Source organism: Micromonospora sp. WMMD1082, from assembly GCF_029626175.1.
Classification (GTDB): domain Bacteria; phylum Actinomycetota; class Actinomycetes; order Mycobacteriales; family Micromonosporaceae; genus Micromonospora.
On record NZ_JARUBM010000002.1, the window covers coordinates 7,043,360 to 7,063,981 of the forward strand.

At 72.1% G+C, this 20,622-nt stretch carries 19 protein-coding genes; 14 read left to right on the forward strand and 5 right to left on the reverse strand.

What is annotated here, in order from left to right; all coding sequences use genetic code 11:
* Positions 1-72 precede the first annotated feature (72 nt).
* Positions 73-3,606: a DNA polymerase III subunit alpha gene (gene dnaE / locus O7615_RS32365; protein ID WP_278181589.1), complete on the reverse strand. Its 3,534-nt coding sequence runs from the start codon at positions 3,604-3,606 to the stop codon at positions 73-75.
* A gap of 187 nt (positions 3,607-3,793) precedes the next feature.
* Here dnaE and O7615_RS32370 point away from each other — a divergent pair, with 187 nt between their 5' ends.
* The 4 genes from O7615_RS32370 (at position 3,794) to O7615_RS32385 (ending at position 7,872) form a co-directional block, all read left to right on the forward strand.
* On the forward strand, positions 3,794-4,135 hold the full coding sequence (locus tag O7615_RS32370; protein ID WP_278181590.1) for a PadR family transcriptional regulator: 342 nt from the start codon (positions 3,794-3,796) through the stop codon (positions 4,133-4,135).
* Positions 4,132-5,073 carry a permease prefix domain 1-containing protein gene (locus O7615_RS32375; RefSeq protein WP_278181591.1) on the forward strand — a complete coding sequence of 314 codons (942 nt, stop codon included), beginning with the start codon at positions 4,132-4,134 and terminating at the stop codon, positions 5,071-5,073. Before O7615_RS32370 ends, O7615_RS32375 begins: the two co-directional genes overlap by 4 nt.
* 215 nt (positions 5,074-5,288) lie before the next feature.
* Positions 5,289-5,885, forward strand: coding sequence for a LemA family protein (locus O7615_RS32380; protein WP_278181593.1), 597 nt, complete (start codon positions 5,289-5,291; stop codon positions 5,883-5,885).
* A 10-nt stretch (positions 5,886-5,895) separates the two neighbouring features.
* Complete coding sequence (locus tag O7615_RS32385; protein WP_278181594.1) at positions 5,896-7,872, forward strand: M48 family metallopeptidase; 1,977 nt, start codon at positions 5,896-5,898, stop codon at positions 7,870-7,872.
* A 15-nt stretch (positions 7,873-7,887) separates the two neighbouring features.
* Here the strand turns inward: O7615_RS32385 and O7615_RS32390 are convergent, their stop codons facing one another.
* The gene (locus O7615_RS32390; protein ID WP_278181595.1) at positions 7,888-8,508 is read right to left on the reverse strand and encodes a GNAT family protein; all 621 of its coding nucleotides are present in this window, start codon (positions 8,506-8,508) and stop codon (positions 7,888-7,890) included.
* Between the two features lie 66 nt (positions 8,509-8,574).
* Between O7615_RS32390 and O7615_RS32395 the strand changes: the two genes are divergently transcribed.
* The 8 genes from O7615_RS32395 (at position 8,575) to O7615_RS32430 (ending at position 15,091) form a co-directional block, all read left to right on the forward strand.
* Positions 8,575-8,862, forward strand: coding sequence for a hypothetical protein (locus O7615_RS32395; RefSeq protein WP_278181596.1), 288 nt, complete (start codon positions 8,575-8,577; stop codon positions 8,860-8,862).
* Positions 8,862-9,278 (forward strand): hypothetical protein, encoded by a 417-nt coding sequence (locus tag O7615_RS32400; RefSeq protein WP_278181597.1) that lies wholly within the window; start codon positions 8,862-8,864, stop codon positions 9,276-9,278. The genes O7615_RS32395 and O7615_RS32400 overlap by 1 nt, the downstream gene beginning before the upstream one ends.
* A gap of 65 nt (positions 9,279-9,343) precedes the next feature.
* Positions 9,344-10,609 (forward strand): sensor histidine kinase, encoded by a 1,266-nt coding sequence (locus O7615_RS32405; RefSeq protein ID WP_278181598.1) that lies wholly within the window; start codon positions 9,344-9,346, stop codon positions 10,607-10,609.
* Positions 10,606-11,298 carry a response regulator transcription factor gene (locus tag O7615_RS32410; protein WP_278181599.1) on the forward strand — a complete coding sequence of 231 codons (693 nt, stop codon included), beginning with the start codon at positions 10,606-10,608 and terminating at the stop codon, positions 11,296-11,298. The genes O7615_RS32405 and O7615_RS32410 overlap by 4 nt, the downstream gene beginning before the upstream one ends.
* Positions 11,299-11,379: 81 nt before the next feature.
* Positions 11,380-12,273, forward strand: a complete 894-nt coding sequence (locus O7615_RS32415; protein WP_278181600.1) for an ATP-binding cassette domain-containing protein — start codon at positions 11,380-11,382, stop codon at positions 12,271-12,273.
* The gene (locus tag O7615_RS32420) at positions 12,270-13,331 is read left to right on the forward strand and encodes an ABC transporter permease (RefSeq protein WP_278181601.1); all 1,062 of its coding nucleotides are present in this window, start codon (positions 12,270-12,272) and stop codon (positions 13,329-13,331) included. The genes O7615_RS32415 and O7615_RS32420 overlap by 4 nt, the downstream gene beginning before the upstream one ends.
* A gap of 111 nt (positions 13,332-13,442) precedes the next feature.
* The gene (locus O7615_RS32425; RefSeq protein ID WP_278181602.1) at positions 13,443-14,036 is read left to right on the forward strand and encodes a hypothetical protein; all 594 of its coding nucleotides are present in this window, start codon (positions 13,443-13,445) and stop codon (positions 14,034-14,036) included.
* A 5-nt stretch (positions 14,037-14,041) separates the two neighbouring features.
* The gene (locus O7615_RS32430; RefSeq protein WP_278181603.1) at positions 14,042-15,091 is read left to right on the forward strand and encodes a hypothetical protein; all 1,050 of its coding nucleotides are present in this window, start codon (positions 14,042-14,044) and stop codon (positions 15,089-15,091) included.
* Positions 15,092-15,102: 11 nt separating this feature from the next.
* Here O7615_RS32430 and O7615_RS32435 read toward each other — a convergent pair whose 3' ends face one another.
* A complete protein-coding gene (locus O7615_RS32435) occupies positions 15,103-15,726 on the reverse strand; it encodes a DUF402 domain-containing protein (protein ID WP_278181604.1) in 624 nt (207 codons plus the stop codon).
* A 20-nt stretch (positions 15,727-15,746) separates the two neighbouring features.
* On the reverse strand, positions 15,747-15,926 hold the full coding sequence (locus O7615_RS32440) for a hypothetical protein (RefSeq protein WP_278182313.1): 180 nt from the start codon (positions 15,924-15,926) through the stop codon (positions 15,747-15,749).
* Positions 15,927-16,023: 97 nt separating this feature from the next.
* Here O7615_RS32440 and O7615_RS32445 point away from each other — a divergent pair, with 97 nt between their 5' ends.
* Positions 16,024-16,344, forward strand: coding sequence for a hypothetical protein (locus tag O7615_RS32445; RefSeq protein ID WP_278181605.1), 321 nt, complete (start codon positions 16,024-16,026; stop codon positions 16,342-16,344).
* Between the two features lie 325 nt (positions 16,345-16,669).
* On the opposite strand, the gene O7615_RS32450 is transcribed toward O7615_RS32445, so the two are convergent.
* Positions 16,670-19,504, reverse strand: coding sequence for a LuxR family transcriptional regulator (locus O7615_RS32450; RefSeq protein WP_278181606.1), 2,835 nt, complete (start codon positions 19,502-19,504; stop codon positions 16,670-16,672).
* A gap of 211 nt (positions 19,505-19,715) precedes the next feature.
* Here O7615_RS32450 and O7615_RS32455 point away from each other — a divergent pair, with 211 nt between their 5' ends.
* Complete coding sequence (locus O7615_RS32455) at positions 19,716-20,594, forward strand: hypothetical protein (RefSeq protein ID WP_278181607.1); 879 nt, start codon at positions 19,716-19,718, stop codon at positions 20,592-20,594.
* Positions 20,595-20,622: the final 28 nt, after the last annotated feature.

Below are 20,622 nucleotides of genomic sequence, written 5' to 3' on the forward strand. Positions count from 1 at the left end.
GGGGCGCGCACTCGTCCCAAGGCTTTCAGGGGCCTGGACGAAGCCAGCGGGGCCCTGCGGTGCGGCGCCGGATCAGCTGACGTTGGCCGGGCCGAGGACGCTCTTCAGGTCGGCCATCAGGGCGGTGGTCGCCGCCACCCGCACCGGGCTCAGCCGCAGGGTGGTGCTCCGGCTGCCGTTGAGCAGCTTGACGTGCACCTCGGCGTCGCCGGGATGCAGCACCAGGGTCTCCTTGAGCCGTTCCACCAGCGGTGGGGTGCAGCGGGTCACCGGAATGGTGAGGGTGACCGGCTTGTTCGCCGTGCTGGTGCTGATGTCGGGCAGGGACATGTCCATCGCCATGATGCGTGGGGTGTCGTCGCGCCGGTCGACCCGGCCCTTGACCACCACGATCGCGTCCTCGGCGATGTACTGCCCGATCACCTCGTAGGTGTTCGGGAAGAACAGCGTCTCCACGCCACCGGCCAGATCCTCCAGGGTCGCCGAGGCCCACGCCCGGCCCTGCTTGGTGACCCGGCGCTGCACGCCGGAGAGGATGCCGGCGAGGGTGACCACCGCGCCGTCGGGCACGGTGCCCTCCTCGGAGAGGGCGGCGATGGTGGTGTCGGCCGCCGCGCCGAGGATGTGTTCCAGGCCGAACAACGGGTGGTCGGAGACGTACAGGCCGAGCATCTCGCGTTCGAAGGCGAGCTTGTCGCGCTTGTCCCACTCCCCCTCGGCGATGATCGGCATGACCGTGGTGGTGGTCGCGGTCTCGGCGTCGCCGAAGCCCGCGCCGAACAGGTCGTACTGCCCGACCGCCTCCTTGCGCTTGACGTCGGCGTACGCGTCGATGGCGTCGGCGTGCACGGCGAGCAGGCCCCGGCGGGGGTGCCCCAGCGAGTCGAACGCCCCGGCCTTGATCAGTGATTCGATGGTCTTCTTGTTGCAGACCACCGCGTCCACCTTGGACAGGAAGTCGTAGAAGTCGGCGTACTCGCCCTTCTCGTCGCGGCAGCGCATGACCGCGGCGACCACGTTCGCGCCGACGTTGCGGATCGCGCCGAGGCCGAAGCGGATCTCCCGGCCGACCGGGGTGAACGGCCCGGCCGAGGTGTTCACGTCGGGTGGCAGCACCTGGATGCCCATCCGCCGGCACTCCGACAGGTACATCGCCATCTTGTCCTTGTCGTCGCCGACGGAGGTGAGCAGCGCCGCCATGTACTCGGCCGGGTAGTTGGCCTTCAGGTAGCCGGTCCAGTACGACACCAGGCCGTAGCCGGCGGTGTGCGCCTTGTTGAAGGCGTAGTCGGCGAACGGGACGAGGATGTCCCAGAGGGTCTTGATGGCCTCGTCGGAGTAGCCGTTGCCCCGCATCCCGTCCCGGAACGGGATGAACTCCTTGTCGAGGACCTCCTTCTTCTTCTTGCCCATCGCCCGGCGCAGCAGGTCGGCCTTGCCCAGGCTGTAGCCGGCGAGGACCTGGGCGGCGCGTTGCACCTGCTCCTGGTAGACGATCAGGCCGTAGGTCGGGCCGAGGATCTCCTCCAGGGGCTCGGCCAGCTCCGGGTGGATCGGGGTGATCTCCTGGAGGCCGTTCTTGCGCAGCGCGTAGTTGGTGTGCGAGTTGGCGCCCATCGGGCCGGGCCGGTAGAGCGCCAGGACGGCGGAGATGTCCTCGAAGTTGTCCGGCTTCATCAGCCGCAGCAGCGAGCGCATCGGCCCGCCGTCGAGCTGGAACACGCCCAGGGTGTCGCCGCGGGCCAGCAGCTCGTACGTGGGCTTGTCGTCCAGCGGCAGCTTGAGCAGGTCGACCTTGCGGCCGTGGTTGAGCTCGATGTTCTTCAGGGCGTCGTCGATGATGGTCAGGTTGCGCAGCCCGAGGAAGTCCATCTTCAACAGCCCGAGCGACTCGCAGGTCGGGTAGTCGAACTGGGTGATGATCGCCCCATCGGCGTCCCGGCGCATCAGCGGGATGTGCTCGATGATCGGCTCGGCCGACATGATGACGCCGGCGGCGTGCACGCCGGTCTGCCGGATCAGCCCCTCGATGCCCTTGGCGGTGTCGATCACCTTGCGCACGTCCGGGTCGGACTCGTACAGGCCACGGATCTCGCCGGCCTCGGCGTAGCGCGGGTGCTGCGGGTCGAAGATGCCGGTGAGCGGGATGTCCTTGCCCATCACGGCCGGCGGCATGGCCTTGGTGATCCGGTCGCCGACCGCGTACGGGTAGCCGAGCACCCGGGCCGAGTCCTTGATCGCGGCCTTCGCCTTGATGGTGCCGAAGGTGGCGATCTGCGCGACCTTGTCCTCGCCCCACTTGTCGGTGACGTACTTGATCACCTCACCACGCCGGCGCTCGTCGAAGTCGATGTCGACGTCCGGCATGGAGACCCGCTCGGGGTTGAGGAACCGCTCGAAGATCAGCCCGTGCGGGATCGGGTCCAGGTCGGTGATGCCCAGCGCGTACGCGACCAGTGAGCCGGCCGCGGAGCCACGGCCGGGACCGACGGCGATGCCCTGCGCCTTGGCCCAACCGATGAAGTCGGCCACCACGAGGAAGTACGACGGGAAGCCCATCTGGATGATGACGCCCAGCTCGTACTCGGCCTGCACCACGTGCCCCTGGGGGATGCCCTCCGGGTAGCGGCGGGCCAGGCCGGCGAAGGTCTCCTTGCGGAACCAGGACTCCTCGGTCTCCCCCTCCGGCACCGGGAAGCGCGGCATCAGGTTGTGGAACTCGAACATCCCGGTCGGGTCGACCCGCTCGGCCACCAGCAGGGTGTTGCGGCAGCCCTCCAGCCAGGCGTCGGAGTTGTCGACGCCGCGCATCTCGTCGGCGGACTTGATGTAGTAGCCGCTGCCGCCGAACTTGAACCGGTTCGGGTCGGCGACGTTGCTGCCGGTCTGCACGCAGAGCAGCACGTCGTGCGCCTCGGACTGCGCCTCGTGCGTGTAGTGCGAGTCGTTGGTGACCACCGGCGGGATGCCGAGCTTGCGGCCGATCTCCAGCAGCCCCTTCCGGACCTTGCTCTCGATATCCAGGCCGTGGTCCATCAGCTCCAGGAAGTAGTTCTCCTTGCCGAAGATGTCCTGGTACTTCGCGGCGGCTTCGAGGGCCTGCGCGTCCTGGCCGAGTCGCAGCCGGGTCTGCACCTCGCCGGAGGGGCAGCCGGTGGTGGCCATCAGGCCGTCGGCGTACTCGGCGAGCAGTTCGGCGTCCATCCGGGGCCACTTGACGAAGTAGCCGTCGGTGTACGCCTTGGTGGTGAGCGTGAAGAGGTTGTGCAGGCCGGTCTTGTTGCGCGCCCAGATCGTCTTGTGGGTGTAGCCACCGCTACCCGAGACGTCGTCGCTCTTCTGCTCCGGCCGGCCCCACCGCACCCGCTGCTTGTGGAACCGCGACTCCGGCGCCACGTACGCCTCGATGCCCAGGATGGGGGTGACCCCGGCGGCCATGGCCTGCTTGTAGAAGTCGTTCGCGCCGTGCATGTTGCCGTGGTCGGTCATCGCCACCGCCGGCATCCCCTGCCGCTTGACCTCGGCGAACAGGTCCTTCAGCCGGGCCGCCCCGTCGAGCATCGAGTACTCCGTGTGCACGTGCAGATGCGCGAACGAATCGCCCATACGGAGCCCCCCAGGTCGAATGATCGAGTCGGACCGCACCACCCTATCGCCGCCCCAAACCCCCCTCCACCACACCGCGCCCTCGCACCCCACCCAATGTGTCGATCATCGAGCCCGGGGCGTCGTCGTGTTGGGGACATCATTGGGCGGTAGACAATAGTGTGTGTCACACAGTATGGTGTGACGCATGGTCAGCGACGATGTCCTGCGGACACACCTTCAGGAGTTACGCCGGGGCACGGTGGTGGTGGCGAGCCTGGTCGCCCTGCGCCGGCCCGGCTACGGCTACGCGCTGCTGCAACGGCTGGCCGGGCATGGCTTCCCGGTCGACGCCAACACCCTCTACCCCCTGCTGCGGCGGCTGGAGGAGCAGGGGCTCCTGACCAGCGAGTGGAACACCGAGGAGAGCCGCCCGCGCAAGTTCTACCGCACCAGTGAGGCCGGCGAGCAGGTGCTGCGCCGGCTGCTCGACGACCTCGCCGCCGTACAGACCTCCCTGGCCACCCTCATCGAAGGAGACACCCCATGACATCGCTGACCGACCGCTACCTCGCCGCCACCCTGCGCTCGGTGCCGGCCGGGCGGCGCGAGGAGATCGCCACCGAGCTGCGTGCCTCGATCGCGGACATGATCGACGACCGCACCGCCGCGGGCGACGAGGCGCCGGCGGCCGAACGCGACGTGCTCAACGAGCTGGGCGACCCGGCGCAGTTGGCCGCCCGGTACGCCGACCGCCGGCTCCAACTCATCGGCCCCACCTACTACCTGGCCTGGCAACGCCTGCTGATCGTGCTGCTCAGCATCGTGCCCGCCATCGCCGGGGTGACGGTCGGCGTGGTCCAGGCCACCGTCAACGACAACCCGGCCGGTGCCATCGGCCAGGGCGTGGTCACGGCGCTCAACGTCGCGCTGCACATCACCTTCTGGGTGACGGCGGTCTTCGCGGTGCTGGAACGGCTCGGCACCCCGCTGCACCTGCCCGCGTGGAACGTCGACCAGCTCCCCGACGAGCCCAGCCAAGGAGACACCACGCTGATCGACGTGTGCGCCTCGATCGTGTTCCTGGTGCTGTTCATCGCCTTCCTGCCGTGGCAGCACTTCCAGTCGGTGATCGGCGACGGCGACCGGTTGCCCATCCTCGACCCGGCGCTCTGGACATCCTGGCTGCCGTTCTTCCTCGCCGTCCTGGTCGCCAGCACCGGGCTGGAGATCGCCAAGTACCGCGCCCGCCGGTGGACCTGGCCGCTGGTAGGCGTCAACGCCCTGCTCAACCTGGCCTTCGCGGTGCCGGCGATCTGGCTGCTGCTCGACGACCGGCTGCTCAACCCGGAGTTTGTCGCCCGCTTCGCCTGGCTCCGCGACGGCGGTCTGGACACCGTCGCCCGGATCAGCGTCGTCGCCATCGTCGTCATCTCCGTCTGGGACGTGATCGACAGCGTGGTCAAGGCGCGCCGGGCCCAGCGCTGACCCCGGCACCGATGCCGGCACTGAATGTCGCGGGCGGGACGCACGGCGGTCCCGCCCGCGCCGCCGTCCCGCCCGGTCGGCGAAGGCAGCCGGCGGGTCGGCGGAGGCAGGCGGCGGATCGGCGGAGCCAGGTCGGCGCGACAGGCGGCAGCAGCACTGGACCGACGAACGTACGATGATCAGCGGGACAACCGACGCGCACCGAGGGAGCGGCCGTGGAACTGATCATCGGATTGGTATGTCTGGCGTTGATCGTCGTGGCGGTACTCGGCTTCGGCGTCTCGATCTACAACGGGCTGGTCCGGGCCCGCAACGCGTACCAGAACGCCTTCGCCCAGATCGACGTGCAGCTCGTCCGGCGGCACGACCTCATCCCCAACCTGGTCGAGACCGCCAAGGGCTACCTCAAGCACGAACGGGAGACGCTGGAGGCAGTCATCACGGCCCGCAATGCCGCCGTCAACGCGCAGGCCACCGCCGCGGCGGCCCCCGGTGACCCGGCCGCGATGCAGCAGCTCAGCGGCGCGGAGAACATGCTCACCGCCACCCTGGGCCGGCTGTTCGCGCTCTCCGAGGCGTACCCGGACCTCAAGGCCAACCAGAACATGATGCAGCTGTCCGAGGAGCTGACCTCGACGGAGAACCGGGTCGCCTTCGCCCGGCAGGCGTACAACGACGCCGTGATGGCGTACAACAACAAGCGCGAGGTGTTCCCGTCCAGCGTGGTGGCGGGGATGTTCTCCTTCGGGCCGGCCGCGCTCTTCCAGCCGGACGACCCGCAGCAGCGCCAGGCGCCGCAGGTCTCGTTCTGATCGGGCCCCGATGAACTTCTTCGAGCGGCAGCGCCAGGTACGCCGGCTGTCGACCCGGCTGGTGCTGCTGTTCGTGCTGGCCGTGGTCGGCATCGTGGTGGTGGTGAACCTCGCGGCGATCTTCGCGTTCAACGCCGCCTCCGCCGATCCCGGGCAGCTGGCCGGGCTCGTCGCGATGGTCACCGTGGCGACGGTCGCCGCGATCGGGCTGGCCGCGCTCGTGCGTACGCTGGCGCTGCGCGGTGGTGGTGGGAAGGTGGCCCGCGAGCTGGGCGGGGTGCCGGTGCCGCCGAACACCACCGACCCGGAGCTGCGCCGGCTGCGCAACGTCGTCGAGGAGATGGCGCTGGCCTCCGGCGTGCCCGTCCCCGAGGTCTACGTCCTGCCGGAGGAGACGGCGATCAACGCCTTCGCCGCCGGGTGGAGCCCGTCCGACGCGGCGGTCGCCGTCACCCGGGGCGCGTTGCAGCGGCTCAACCGCGACGAGTTGCAGGGGGTCATCGCCCACGAGTTCAGCCACGTCGTCAACGGCGACATGCGGCTCAACATCCGGCTGATGGGCCTGCTGTTCGGCATCCTGTTCCTGACCGTGATCGGCCGGGGCCTGGCCCGCGCCGGCGTCATCGGCGGCGGTCGCTCGCGCGGCAACAACAGCGGCGGCAGCGCCGCCCCGCTGGCGCTGGTGGGGCTGGCCCTGCTGGTGGCCGGCTACGTGGGCGTGCTCGCCGGGAGGCTCATCCAGGCGTCGGTGTCCCGGCAGCGGGAGTACCTCGCCGACGCCTCGGCCGTGCAGTACACCCGCCAGACCGGCGGCATCGCCGGGGCGCTGAAGAAGATCGGCGGCCTGACCGACGGCTCCGAGCTGAAGTCGCCGAAGCGCGACGAGGTGGGTCACATGCTCTTCGGCGAGGCGGCCCGGACGTCCTGGTTCGCCACCCATCCCCCGCTGGCCGACCGGATCCGGGCCCTGGAGCCGTCGTTCGATCCGGCCGAGCTGCGCCAGCTGGCCCAGCGCTGGGCGGCGGCACCGCCGTCCGGCCGGCAGGAGGACGTGGCGATGGGGCTGGCGCCGGCCGCACCGGGAGCATCGGCCGCGCCGGCCGCCACCGGCGGGGTGGCGCCGGCCGGGCCCGCGCTGCCGACGGGCGACACCCGGGTACGCGTCGCGCCCACGGAGGTGCTGGGCCGGGTGGCCGCACCCACGGAGACCGCCTACACGCACGCCGCCGCGATCCTCGACCGGATCCCCGAGCCGCTGCTCGACCGGGCCCGCAACCGGGACGCGGCCATACCGCTGCTGCTCGGCCTGCTGCTCAGCGAGGAGCCGCAGGTCCGCCAGCAACAGCACGCCGCGCTGGCCGAACGGCACGGGTCCGACCTCGCCGACGCCGCGCTGCGGGAGGCGGGCGAGCTGGCCGGCCTGCACCCGATGCTCCGGCTGCCCCTGGCCGAGCTGGCCTTCCCGGCCCTGCGCGACCGCCCGGACGCGCAGCTGGAGGTGCTGCTCGCCGAGGTGTTCACCCTGATCCACGCCGACGGCGCGATCAACGTGACCGAGTACTGCCTCTCCCGGCTGCTGCTCGCCGAGCTGGAGGAGTCGCTGAGACCGGATTCCCGCTGGCGTACCGACCGGCGCACCCTCACCGACGCCCGCTCGGCGGCGGGCTACCTGCTGGCCACGCTCGCCCAGGTCGGGCACCCCGACCAGGCCGCCGCCGAGCGGGCCTTCCAGGCCGGCATCGCCACGCTGCTGCCGGGCACCACGTTGCCGTACGCGCCGCCGGAGAACGGCGTGCTGGCGCTGGAGACCGCCTGGCCGGTGCTGGACGGGTTGCGCCCCGCCGACAAGGAGCGGCTGGTGGCGGCCACCGTCGCGGTGATCAGCCACGACGGGATGATGACCGTGCCCGAGATCGAGCTGCTGCGTACGATCTGCGGTCTGTTGCACTGCCCGCTGCCGCCGATGGCCGGCCACGGCACCGGCTGACCACGGCGGCCCCCGCTATCCCTCGATCGCCGCGCCCGCCCGGTCGCCCCGGCCGGGCGCGGCCGGGGCGGCGTCGCGGCGCGCCCGCCACTCCCGGGCCAGCATCGCGTAGATCACCTCGTCGGTCCACTCGCCCTTGACGAACTCGTTCTCCCGCAGGTGCGCCTCGCGCCGCATGCCCAGCCGCTCCAGCACCCGCGCCGAGGCGGTGTTGCGGGCGTCCAGCCGGCCGGCGACCCGGTGCAGGTCCAGCCGGTCGAAGGCGAGCGCCAGCATCGCCTCCGCCGCCTCGGTGGCGTAGCCGTGCCCCCGGTGCTCCGGGTGCAGCAGGTAGCCGATCTCGCCCTGCCGGTGCTCCGGGCTGGTCCAGATCAGCACCACGTCGCCGACCACCTCGCCGGTCCCGCGCCGCACCGCCGCCAACTGGAGCGCGTCGCCCTGCTCGCGCAGGACGGTCCGCTGTTGCCGCCGCGCCAGCACCTCCCGGGTGCCGTCGAGATCCGCCGGCGCCTCGCTGTAGAGGTAGCGGTGCGCGGCGGGGTCGGCGAAGTAGGCGTGCAGGTCGGCCAGGTCGGACGGTTGGAACGGGCGCAGCAGCAGCCGCCCGGTCTCGATCGGCAGGTCGAGGGTCACCACCGGGACAGCGTACGCAGCCCGGCGCGCCGACCGTGGTCCGAGGGGGCGGACCGGTATGATCCGGGTATGACGAAGCGTGTGACGGTGAGTCTCCCCGATGACGTGGCCGCCTACCTCGACGGCGAGGAGAACGCCTCGGCCGCTGTCGCCGACGCCCTCCGTGCCCGGATGGACCGGGCCGCCGCCACCGCCGCCACGCTGCGGGCCGTTGGCATCGACGTGACCGACGAGGGCGTCGCGCGGGTGCGGGGGAAGCTGCCCCGCCTCACCGCCGAACAGCGGGCGGAGAACGCACGCCGGCGCGACATGCTGACGTCCGGAACATGGCCGACCGATGACATCGTCGCCGCCTGATGCGCGACGACATCGAGATCCGAGCCGTCCTGGATGCCTCCGCCGTGCTCTCCTTCTCCCGAGGGCATGTGCATGTCGGGGAACTGCTGGTCGACATCGCCGACGAGGGCGCGTATGTCGGGCTGCCCACGGTGGCGCTCCTGGAGGCGTACGCGCAGACCAGCGCGGATCGACCGGCCACCGCACGGCTCGGCGTGCTGGCCACCCTGCCCGGCGTGACGGTGCTGCCGCTGGCGGCCGGGCAGGCGGCCGAGGTGGCCACCGTGGTCCGTCTGGTCAAGGGCGACCTCGGCCGCGCCCACGCGGTCTGGGCCGCGCTGAGGCACGACGCCTACTACCTCACCAGCGAACCCCATCTGGTGCCCGCGCTCATCGCAGCTGACCTGGTGCACTACATTCCGGTTGACGACGTCTGAGCGCCCGAGGCAACCAGCGGCCGGGTCGCAGCACCCGCCAGCGGAACGGGTGACATCCTCACCAGGTGACCACCGACGAGTGGCGGCGGCCGGGCCCCACACCCGAGCAGCGGCGCCTGGATTTCTACGCGGGGCTGGCCGCGACGGCGCTGGCCCTGCTCAGCCTCACCCTGGCCCGCAGCACCGGGACGTTCCTGCTGGGCCCACCGCCGTCCGGCCTCGAACAGGTTCTCTGGACCGTCGCGGTGCCCCTGCCGCTGATCTGGCGACGCCGATTCCCGGCCGCCACGGCGCTGGTCGTCTCGGCCGCCTTCATCGGGTCGCAGGTCCGCGCCGTTCCCGAGTGGCAGCTCTCCCAGTGGGCGTTGTTCGCCGCCATCTACACCCTGGGCGCCTGGGGTCAGGACCGCCGGCTGGCCCGGCGGCTGCGGATCGGCGTGATCACCGCCATGTTCGTCTGGTTCGGGATCGCCTACCTGACCAGCTACGACGCCATCACCGAGGAGACCTTCGCGGACGCGATCGGGCCGGTGCCGCCGCTGCTCGCCGCGATCGTCACCGGCCTGCTGGTCAACGCGCTGTTCTTCGGGTTCACGTACTTCTTCGGCGAGACCGCCTGGATCGCCGCCCGCCGGCAGCATGAGGTGGCGGAGCAGGCCGAGCGGCTGCGCCGGTCGCAGGCCGAGGCGCGGGAGCACGCGGTGGTCGGCGAACGGGTCCGGATCGCCCGCGAGCTGCACGACGTGGTCGCCCACCACGTGTCGGTGATGGGGGTGCAGGCGTCCGCCTGCCGCCGGGTCTTCGACCGGGATCCGGCCAAGGCCCGGTCCGCGCTGGCCTCGATCGAGGAGTCCGCCCGCACGGCCGTGGACGAGCTGCGCCGGATGCTCGGCGTGCTGCGCTCCCCCGACGGCGACACCGCGGCACAGCCGGCCGGGATCGACCAGGTTCCCGCCGTGCTGGACCGGGCGCGCGACGCCGGGCTGCGCGCCACCCTCGGGGTGTACGGCGATCCGGCGCCGCTGCCCGAGTCGGTCTCCCAGGCCGCGTACCGGGTGGTGCAGGAGGCCGTGACGAACGTGGTGAAGCACGCCACCGGGGCGACCCTGCTCGACGTCCGGATCCGCTATCTGCGGCAGGAGATGGAGGTCGAGGTGACCGACGACGGCCGCCCCACCCGGCCGGCGAACGCCGACGGGCTGGGACTGATCGGGATGCGCGAGCGGGTCACCGCCCACGGCGGCGAGTTGGAGGTCGGTCAACGTACCGGCGGCGGTTGGCGGGTGCGGGTCCGCCTCCCGCTCCGGCAGACAGCGGAGATTCCTTCATGAGCGAGCCTCAGCGGATGATCAAGGTGCTGCTCGTCGACGACCACCATCTGGTGCGCACCGGCTTCCGGGTCATCCTGGAGATCGAGGACGACATCGAGGTGGTCGGCGAGGCGGCGGACGGCGAACGGGCCGTCGGGATGACCCGGGCGCTGCGCCCGGACGTGGTGCTGATGGACGTGGAGATGCCCGGGGTCGACGGGCTGGAGGCCACCCGGCGGATCGGCGCCGACTCCGCGGGCCCGGGTGGGCCCACCGTGCTGATCCTCACCACCTTCGACCGGGACGACTACCTCTTCGCCGCGCTGCGCGCCGGGGCCGGCGGCTTCCTGCTCAAGAACGGCACGCCGGAGGCGCTGGTCGAGGCGATCCGGGTGGTGGCCCGGGGCGACGGGCTGCTCGCCCCGGAGCTGACCCGGCGGGTGATCGCCACCTTCGCCCGGGCGGGCACCCCCATGGGCGACGGCGGTACGCCGGAGACGGCGTTGCGCGACCTCACGCCCCGGGAGCGGGAGGTCCTGGTGCTGGTCGCCGGGGGCGCCAGCAACGCCGAGATCGCCGGCGCGCTGCACCTGGGCGAGGCGACGGTCAAGTCACACGTCAGCCGGGTGCTGGCCAAGCTGGGCCTGCGCGACCGGGTGCAGGCGGTGGTCTTCGCGTACGAGCACGGGGTGGTCCGGCCCGGCGGTTGAGCGCCTCCGCCTTCCGACGGAGACGCAATCTCCGTCGGCGGGCGGAGGGCAGTCGATGGCCGGCGATCTAGCGTGTACGGCGTGACCAAGGTGCTCCGCCTCGATGGCGTCGACCGCAGCTTCGGCGACCGTCAGGTACTCAAGAACGTCTCCTTCGACGTGGTCGCCGGCCGGATGACCGGCTTCGTCGGCGGCAACGGCGCCGGCAAGACCACGACCATGCGCATCATCCTCGGGGTGCTCGCCGCGGACGCGGGCCGGGTGACCTGGCAGGGCGAGCCGCTGGGCCGGGAGGCCCGGCGGCGCTTCGGTTACATGCCCGAGGAACGCGGCCTCTACCCGAAGATGAGCGTCCGCGAGCAGGTGACCTACCTGGGCCGGCTGCACGGGCTGGCCGCCGACGCGGCCGGGCGGGCCACCGACACGCTGCTGGAGCGGGTGGGTCTCGCCGAGCGGGGCGACGACCTGCTGGAGACGCTGTCGCTGGGCAACCAGCAGCGCGCCCAGATCGCCGCCGCGCTGGTGCACGACCCCGAGGTGCTGGTGCTCGACGAGCCGTTCTCCGGGCTGGACCCGCTGGCCGTGGACACGGTCGTCGCCGTGCTGCGGGAGCGGGCCTCCGCCGGGGTGCCGGTGCTCTTCTCCAGCCACCAGCTCGACGTGGTCGAGCGGCTCTGCGACGACCTGGTGATCATCGCGGACGGCGCGATCCGCGCCGCCGGCGCCCGGGAGCAGCTGCGCGCGGCGTACACCACGCCCCGGTACGAGCTGGAGGTGGAGACCGACGCCGGCTGGCTGCGGGACCAGCCCGGAGTGAGCCTGGTCGACCTCGACGGCGCCCGCGCGGTGTTCGACCTCGCCCCCGGCACCGACGAACAGCCGGTGCTGCACGCGGCGCTGGCCCGGGGGCCGGTGCGCGTGTTCCGCCCGGTCAGCCCCTCCCTCGCCGAGATCTTCCGAGAGGTCACCCAGTGAACGTCATGCAGGCCACCCGCCTGGTCGCCGCCCGGGAGATCCGGGTCAAGCTGCGCGACCGTACCTTCCTGATCAGCACCCTGTTCTTCCTGCTGATCGCCGCGGCGGCGACCATCCTGCCGCCGCTGCTGTCCGGCGGGCCGTCCACCGTGGCCGCCACCGAGGCGGTGGCCGGACCGCTGCGCGCGGCGGGGCTGGAGGTCCGGACGGTGCCCGACGACACCGCCGCCGAGCAGGCGGTACGCGACGGCGACGCGGATGCCGCCGTGGTCGCCGGGCCGGCGGTGCTCGCCATGAACGACGCCCCCGGTGACGTGGTGTCGGCGCTGAGCACCGAACCCCCGGTCCGGCTGCTGAACCCCGACGCGGTGGACCCGGTGGTGGCCTTCCTGGTGCCGTTCGCCTTCGCCTTCATCTTCTTCGTCACCTCGCAGACCTTCGGCGTGCAGATCGCGCAGAGCATCATCGAGGAGAAACAGACCCGGATCGTGGAGATCCTGGTCGCCGCGGTACCGGTGCGTGCCCTGCTGGCCGGGAAGATGCTCGCCGGCACCGTCCTCGCGCTCGGGCAGATCGGGCTGGTCGCGCTGGTCGCCGTGGCCGGCATGGCGTTCGGCGACAGCAGCGGGCTGCTCTCGCTGCTCGGGCCGGCGATCGGCTGGTTCCTGCCGTTCTTCCTGCTCGGCTTCGTGCTGATCGCGGCCATGTGGGCGGCGGCCGGCGCGCTGGTCAACCGGTTGGAGGACATCGGCGGCGTGTCGATGCCGGTGCAGCTCGCGGTGATGCTGCCGTTCTTCGCGGTGATCTTCCTGAACGACAACACCACCGCCATGCGGGTGCTGTCGTACCTGCCGTTCTCCTCGCCGACGGCGATGCCGCTGCGGCTGTTCACCGGGGACGCGGCCGGTTGGGAGCTGGCGGTGTCGCTGGTGCTGCTCCTGGTCGCCGCCGCCGGTTTCCTGGCCGCGGGTGCCCGGGTGTACGAGGGGTCGCTGCTGCGCACCAACGGCCGCACCTCGATCCGCACCGCCTGGCGGGAGCGGGAGACGCTGGGCTGAACAACGCGGCAGGTTCACCCGTCCTCGTGACCTGAATCCGTCATAGACGACAAAAACCCTAAAGCGGACATAGCCTCCCTGGTGGACACCATCGTCTACAGGAGGTACTGAATGAGACTGCGACTCGCCGCCAGCACCCTCGTCGGGGCGACCACCGTGGCCGCCGCGCTACTGGTCGCCACGCCCGCGCAGGCCGACACCTGCGTGACACCGGACCCGTGCGACACGGAGGTGACCTTCGAGGTGCTGGCGGGTGATCTCCAGATCACCGTGCCGGACGACGTGGCGCTGACCAACGACAGCCCGCCCGGTGGGTACGCCTTCGGCCAGCTCGGCCCGGTCCTGGTGGAGGACCTGCGGGCGGAATCGGGGGTGGGTTGGACCGCCTCGGTGATCAGTACCGACTTCACCACCGACGACGGCGCCGACCCGGGCGAGACGATCGACAGCGGGAACGTCCTCTACTGCTCCGGCCCCGCCACCGCCACCACCGGTTCCGGCACCTTCACCCCCGGCCAGGCCGGCCCCTGCACGCCGCCGCCGGCCGGCGGGGTGCCGCTGGACACCGAGCAGGAAGCGTTCAGTCACGGCACCGACGGCGTCGGCAACAACACCGCCACCTGGAATCCGCTGCTCAGCGTGAACATCCCGCTCGCCACGATCGCCGGGGAGTTCACCGGCACCATCACGCACAGCGTCGTCTGATCCCGATGACGGCAGTGACGACCCGTTCCTGGGGCGTTCTGGCCGCGACGCTGGTCACCCTGGTGACCGGCGTCGCGGCCGGCATCCCGGCCGCCGCGGCCGACCGGGAGCGCAGCCCGAGCCCGGCCCCGAGCGCGTCCGGCAGCATCGGCATCCGCCTGGTGGAGGCGTCGGCGGACCGGCACGACGACCCCCGGGCTCGGGTCTACATCGTCGACCACGTGAAGCCGGGCAGTCGGATGACCCGGCGGATCGAGGTGAGCAACACCTCCGACTCACCACACCGGATCACCCTCTCGGCCGGCGCCGCCGAGATCAGGAATCACGAGTTCATGCCGGCGCCGGAACCGAACGACAACGAGCTGCCCTCGTGGATCACCATCGACGAACCGGTCATCATGGCGGAGCCGCACAGCACCACGGTCGTGCGCGCCACCATCGACGTGCCTCCCTCGGCCTCCAGGGGTGAGCGCTACGGCGCGATCTGGGCGACCGTCAGCGGGGCCGACGGCCAGGACGCCGCGATGCTGGTCCGGCGGGTCAACCGGGTCGGGATCCGGGTGTATCTGGACGTCGGCCGGGGCGGCGAGCCGCCGTCGGACTTCCGGATCGAGGAGCTGGTGCCGGGCCGCACCGAGCAGGGCGCCCCGGTGGTCCGGGCCAGGGTCCGCAACACCGGCGAGCGCGCCCTCGACCTGAGCGGCAAGCTGTGGCTCTCCGACGGGCCGGGCGGGCTGAGTGCCGGCCCCTTCCCGGCCCGGCTCGGCACGACCGTGCTGCCCGGCGACACCGCCCAGCTTGAGGTGGTGCTCGACCCGCAACTGCCCAACGGCCCGTGGCAGGCCCGGCTCCGGGTGGAGAGCGGCCGGATCCACCGCGAGGTCACCGCCCGGATCACCTTCCCGGACCGGAACGGCTCCTGGGGCCTGCCGACGACCTTCTCCGAGCGGCTTCCCATGATCATTATGGCCAGCGGCGCGGTGGCCACCGTCGCCGGCCTGGTGTTGTTCCTCGGCTACCGGCGCTCCCGACGGCGCACCCAGTTCGTCCACTGAGGGACGTCAGGTCACGCCGCCCCCGGCACCGCGGCCCAGCCGGCGGGCAGGCGCGGGACCGGCCAGGCCGGGTCGGGCCGCCAGGTCGCCCAGGACCGGTCCCACCAGCGCTCACCGGCGTCGAGCCGGGCGGCGATCCGGTCGCCCTCGGCCCGGATCGCCTCACCCATCCCGGGGTAGCGCCCCTCGACCAGCCGCTGGGCGAAGATCTCCACGTCCTTGAAGACGTACCGGTCGGCGTCCGCCGCCCACCACAGGTCCAACTCGTGGTCGAGGGTGTCCACCCCGATGGGGGTACGCCGGAACGGGTCCTGGAGGTTGAAGTACCACCCGGCGAAGGTCCGATCCGGGCCGGACCAGAAGACATCGATCGAGTGCGCCTCGCCGGGGCGCTGGAGCATCAGCTTGCCGTGGCCCGTCCAGGCGCGGTGCCCGGCCGTCTGCCACGGGTGCCGCCCGCACGGGAAGGCCCCCTCGTCCGGGAAACCGAACTCGGTGCTGGTCGGCAGGTAGAGCGCGAGCAGGTCGGGAGAATCCTCGACACAGATCGTCGGACAGCCGAACCAGACCTCGCCACGCAGCACCTCACGCCGGACGACCACGTCGCCCGGCGCGAACCGTCCGATCGTCGCCACCCACACCCCCCGCGCCCCGGTCAGTCCTCCGTCAGCTCCGGTCGATGCTCCCTGATCCACGCCTCGACATCCGACTTCCGCCACACCTTTCCCATCGCCAGCACCGCGATGGGCTCCGGGAAGTTCCGCTGGTTGGCGATCACGGATGCACGCTGCCGGGAGACGTTCCCCAGCATCTCCCGAATCTCCGACACGCCCACGATCTCCACACGTTGACAATGACAGCGGCCACCATACTCGACTCCGACAACTACGGAGTCTATTGACTCGGGCAACAGCATCCGTCAGCATCGGGGGATGAGCGCACCGCACTTCTCTCCCGACCGGCGGCAGCCGCTGGGCCGGCTGCATCCGGTGCACCAGCACCTGCCCCAGCGACCCGGATGGTCGTGCCGGGTGTGCTCCGCCGCCTGGCCGTGCCCGACCGCCCGGATGCTGCTCCGGATCGAATACGGACCCGACCGGGTCGGCCTCTCCGTCTACCTGGCCGGGATGCTCTTCGACGCCACCGGGGACCTGCTGCGCCGCGCCGACTGCCCACCTCCGACCCCGATGGAGCTGTTCGACCGCTTCCTGGCCTGGACGGCCCCCGTCCCGCAGCGCGGGCAACGGCAGTGAGATCTGACCGCTAGAGGGAGCCCACCACAGCGCACCGGCGACAAGAGGTCCCGGCCCGGGTTCATGATCCGCGCAACTTCCCTGATACTGCTGCCTCGGACGGAGCTGAGGCAGCAGTATCCCTGAAACTGTGCAGATCTTGGCAGCATGATCCGACGGGGCCTTGCCCTTGCGGGCTTCGTGGTCCACGGGGGCCGAGCAGACCGCGCGGCAGACCGCATGCCCTCTCTGCGTCTGCACGGCGTCCCGAAGAGACCGGGCGACTTGGACAGTTACCGTCAGCGTCGAACGGAAAGTGTCCAGATCTACAGCCGGGGCGAGGGTACTACGGGGTGGGGGCCGTGCCGGTGAACCGGCCGACCATCTCGGTGCGCGAACGCACGCCCAGCTTGGCGAAGATCCGGGACAGGTGCGACTCGACGGTACGGCGGCTCAGGAAGAGCCGGGCGGCGATCTCCTGGTTGGTCAGGCCGCCGCGTACCAGCTCGGCGATCTCCCGCTCCCGGGCGGAGAGCGTGGTGGTGCCGGTCGCCGCCGGGCGCGGTTCCCGCCGGGGGCGCGACGGTGTCGCGGCCCGGTCCCGGGCGAGCACCGACAGCAGCCAGGTGGCCCCGCAGGCTTCGTACCCCTCCTGGGCCTGCCGGAAGGCGTCCCGGGCCCGCCCGGGGCGACCGCCCCGGACATGCGCGTTGCCGGCCAGGTGCCGCGCGAGCGCTTCCTCGACGGGCGCCCTGGCGACGGCGAGTCGGGTGGCAGCGGCGGCGGCCAGGGTCGCGGCCTCGTCGTACCGGTGCGCACCGGCGGCCACGTACGCCTGGGCATAGCCGGCCCAGCCCTGTTCGTAGGCGAGCCCGGCGGCGTCGGCCAGCGCGACCGCCCGGCTGGCGTACCGGCCGGCGGTGCCGGCGTCACCCGACCTGGCCAGCCCGATCGCGCGCAGCGCGTCGCGGGGTACGGCGGTCGGTGGGCCGGCGGGCCACGGCCCCGGGTCGGCGACGATCCCCAGGCACGACTCCGGCCGCCCGGCGGCCAGATGGGCGATGGCCAGGTTGACCTGGCCGACCCGCCGCCACATCCGGGAGCGCGGCCAGTCACTCGTAGCGAGCCGGTCGGTGGCGCCGAGGGCGGCCGACGGCCCGGCGGTCAACAGCAGCGGACGCAGCGCGACCGCCTCCGCCATGGCCCGCATCTCGACGCTGCCGATGCGCCGGGCAACCGCCGCCGCCTCGTCCGCGAGTTGGATGGCCGTCTCCAGGTGCCCGAGCCGCGTCTGGAGCGCGGCGCGCACGACCAGCAGGTACGGCACCGCGCTGCTGTCCCGGACGCTCTCCACCACGTCCGCCGCCCGGTCCAGGTGATGGGCGGCGGCGGCGACCTCGCCCAGGTGCATGCGGACCCACGCCAGCGGGCCGAACAGCTCGACGTGCGGGCGCAGCGCCGCGTTCGTCGCCGTGTCGACCAGCTCGGCCGCCACGGCCCCGTCGCGCCGGGCCGCGTCGAGGTCGCCGCGGTAGAGACCGCCGAAGGCGCGCAGCGCACGTGCCGCGGCGGAGAGCGCTGGACGGTCGGCCTCCAGCAGGGCGAGTGCGCGCTCCGCGTGCCGTACCGTGGTGTCGCTGTCCTCGCCGAGCGCCGCTATCGCGGCGAGTTCCACGTGCAGCTTCCCCGCCGAGGTCCGGGGCAGCCGCTCGCCGGTCAGTTGCGCCGTGACCAGGCTGGCCGCCTCGTCGATGTCGCCACGCAGGCGGGCCACGACCGCGCGGAACGCCGCCGCCTCGGTACGCACCCGGTCGTCGACGTGCGCCAGCTCGCGCAGCACCTCCCGGCTGCGTTCCAGGTCGCCGCTCAGCCCCAGGGCGCGGGCGTACTGGAGGAGCACGGTCGGCCGCCGGTCACCGAGCGGATGGCCCTCCGGCAGCAGGCGAAGGGCGGCGCCGAGCCAGCGGGCCGCCTGGGCCGGCGCGTGGTAGGTGAAGGCCAGGCCCGCGTCGATCAGGGTCTCGGCGGCGGCCTCGTCGCCGGGTTGGGCGGACCGTTCGGTGTGGTGTGCCACCACCTGCGGAGGGCCGTGATGGGCGCGCAGGTGGGCCGCCGCGCGGGCGTGTGCGGTGACCCGCCACGCCGGACCGGCCAGCTCGTGGGCGGCGGCGCGCACCAGCGGATGCCGGAACCGCAGCTGCGCGGCGTCGACGCCCATCAGCCCGCGCCGGTGCAGCTCGTCGGCGGCGTCCACCACCGCGCCGGTCGGCAACTCCGCCACCTGCGCCACCAGGCCGATGGAGGCGTGGTCGCCGGCGATGGCCGCCGCGTACGCGACGCGGCGAACCGGCCCGTCCAGATCGGCGATGTCGCCGGCGAGCGCGGTGAGGACGTGACGCTCCGAGACGTCCACGTCGTCGTTGTCCACCAGCGCCGCGAGCGTGTCGTCGCGGCAGCGGGACAGCTCCTGGATGTAGAGCGGGTTACCGCCACTGGCCCGCGAGAGAAGCATCCGACGGCGGCGCGGCACCCCCGGAAGCAGCGCGTCGATGTCGGCGGGCCCGAGGCGGGGCAGGTCGATGTGGATGGCGGCCGGGCCGAGGTGCACGATCGCGTCGGCGACCCCGGCCGGGGGCTGCTCGCTGCGGAAGGCGACCGCGATCAGCGCCGGGCGGCGCGGTGGCTTGCGGATGAGGTACTCGGTCAGCTCCAGCGACGGTTCGTCCGCCCAGTGCAGGTCGTCGAGGAGCAGTGCGACGCCGGGTGCCCGGGCACCGTCGACGAGCCGCCGTACCGCCGCGTAGATCCGGGCCCGGTCCACAGACGAGGCCGAACCGTGGGCTATCGGTTGGCCGTGGAGAGCACGCGACACCACCTCGCCGTGCTCCGCCGTGCCGCCGGCCGAGACGAGTGGCTCCAGCGCGTCGGCGTACATCGCGAAGGGCACGTCCCGCTCGAACTCGGCGGCCCGGCCCGCGCAGACCAGCAGCCCGGCGGCTGCCGCCCGGTCCGCCAGCGCCCGCAGCATGCTGGTCTTCCCGATGCCCGCCTCGCCGCACAGGTTGACCGCCACGAACTCGCCGCCGGCCACCGCCGACACGGCCGAGTCGAGCGCCGCCAGCTGGCTGGTACGGCCGACGAGGGACGCCGACGCGCCCACGCCCAACGGACGTGCGGCCACGGCGCCTCCCCAGACTCGTTGCCTGGAACCGATCCTAGACGCCGCGCTACGTCATGGCACCGCGCGGTGACCGGTCTCCGGCCACACCGGACCCCACCTCACGCAATCCACGGTTGCGTAGTTTCACGGATACCGCACGCCTTCTCCGGAATGGAACGCTGACCGCCGTTGGCCGGCCGGCATCGATGGACGGAAGGTGAGGAGGATCGGAGTGCGGACAGGGAAACTACTTCTCCGTGGGGTCATCGCCGTAGCGCTGGGTGTGGGGCTGGCCCTGCCGGCGCCCCCGGCGGCGTCGGCGGCGGCATCAGGGGCTGCGTCGGCGGCTGCGTCGGGGGCTGAGGCGGGGGCTGCGTCGGCCAGGGCACAGGTCGCCGAGGGCGTCGACTACGGGAAGCTCATCGACATTCTTCTCGCCGCGGCCGAGATGGGGCGGGACGGTGTCTACACCCCGCAGGAGATCAACCAGCTGATTCAGCAGGTGATCGGCGCCGTCAACGGCACCAGGGTCGACCTGCTCGCCCGCCTCAACTCGCAGCTCACCCACGAGATCCAGGCCAAGACCGAGGCGGCCGTGACAAAGGTCGAACTGTTGCAGGTGCCGTGGGCCGCCGGCCCCGCCCTGAACAGCACCCACGACGCGGCCTACGCGGCAAAGGTGCACCTACAGACGGTCCGCGACGACGACGACGCGCTCGATGCCGTGGGTCGAGCGATGATCACCCTGTTCACCATGCTGGAGACCGCGTACCTCATGGTCGACGCCGACGATGGCACGAATCTCGCGGCGACCCAACGCCCGTACTTCCGCCAGGGCCTGGAATACCTCATCCAGGCGATGACGCCGGACTGCGTGGACGGCGGCGTCCCGAACGCCGGTCTCTACACGTACACCTGCTCCTACGGCGGAAAGACGGTCCGCGGGACGTACTGGGAGGGCACCGACACCTTCCGGATCGACGACGATCCACCGCTCCCCGGGCCCTTCAACAGGCAACTCGTGGCGGACGTCCTCATGTACGACACCGCACAGCGGCTCGCGAAGCGGGCCCTACAGGTGCTGATCGACAGGGGCGTCGGCCTCCCCTGACCGTGACCGACCAGGCAGACATCCCCCC

Excerpts from the sequence above, each read along its gene's own strand:
- O7615_RS32395 (WP_278181596.1), top strand. The coding sequence starts at position 8,575 with ATGACGAAGCGTGTGACGGTGAGTCTCCCCGATGACGTGGCCGCCTAC.
- O7615_RS32370 (WP_278181590.1), top strand. The coding sequence starts at position 3,794 with ATGGTCAGCGACGATGTCCTGCGGACACACCTTCAGGAGTTACGCCGG.
- O7615_RS32425 (WP_278181602.1), top strand. The coding sequence starts at position 13,443 with ATGAGACTGCGACTCGCCGCCAGCACCCTCGTCGGGGCGACCACCGTG.
- dnaE (WP_278181589.1), bottom strand. The coding sequence starts at position 3,606 with ATGGGCGATTCGTTCGCGCATCTGCACGTGCACACGGAGTACTCGATG.
- O7615_RS32400 (WP_278181597.1), top strand. The coding sequence starts at position 8,862 with ATGCGCGACGACATCGAGATCCGAGCCGTCCTGGATGCCTCCGCCGTG.
- O7615_RS32410 (WP_278181599.1), top strand. The coding sequence starts at position 10,606 with ATGAGCGAGCCTCAGCGGATGATCAAGGTGCTGCTCGTCGACGACCAC.
- O7615_RS32445 (WP_278181605.1), top strand. The coding sequence starts at position 16,024 with ATGAGCGCACCGCACTTCTCTCCCGACCGGCGGCAGCCGCTGGGCCGG.
- O7615_RS32375 (WP_278181591.1), top strand. The coding sequence starts at position 4,132 with ATGACATCGCTGACCGACCGCTACCTCGCCGCCACCCTGCGCTCGGTG.
- O7615_RS32385 (WP_278181594.1), top strand. The coding sequence starts at position 5,896 with ATGAACTTCTTCGAGCGGCAGCGCCAGGTACGCCGGCTGTCGACCCGG.
- O7615_RS32430 (WP_278181603.1), top strand. The coding sequence starts at position 14,042 with ATGACGGCAGTGACGACCCGTTCCTGGGGCGTTCTGGCCGCGACGCTG.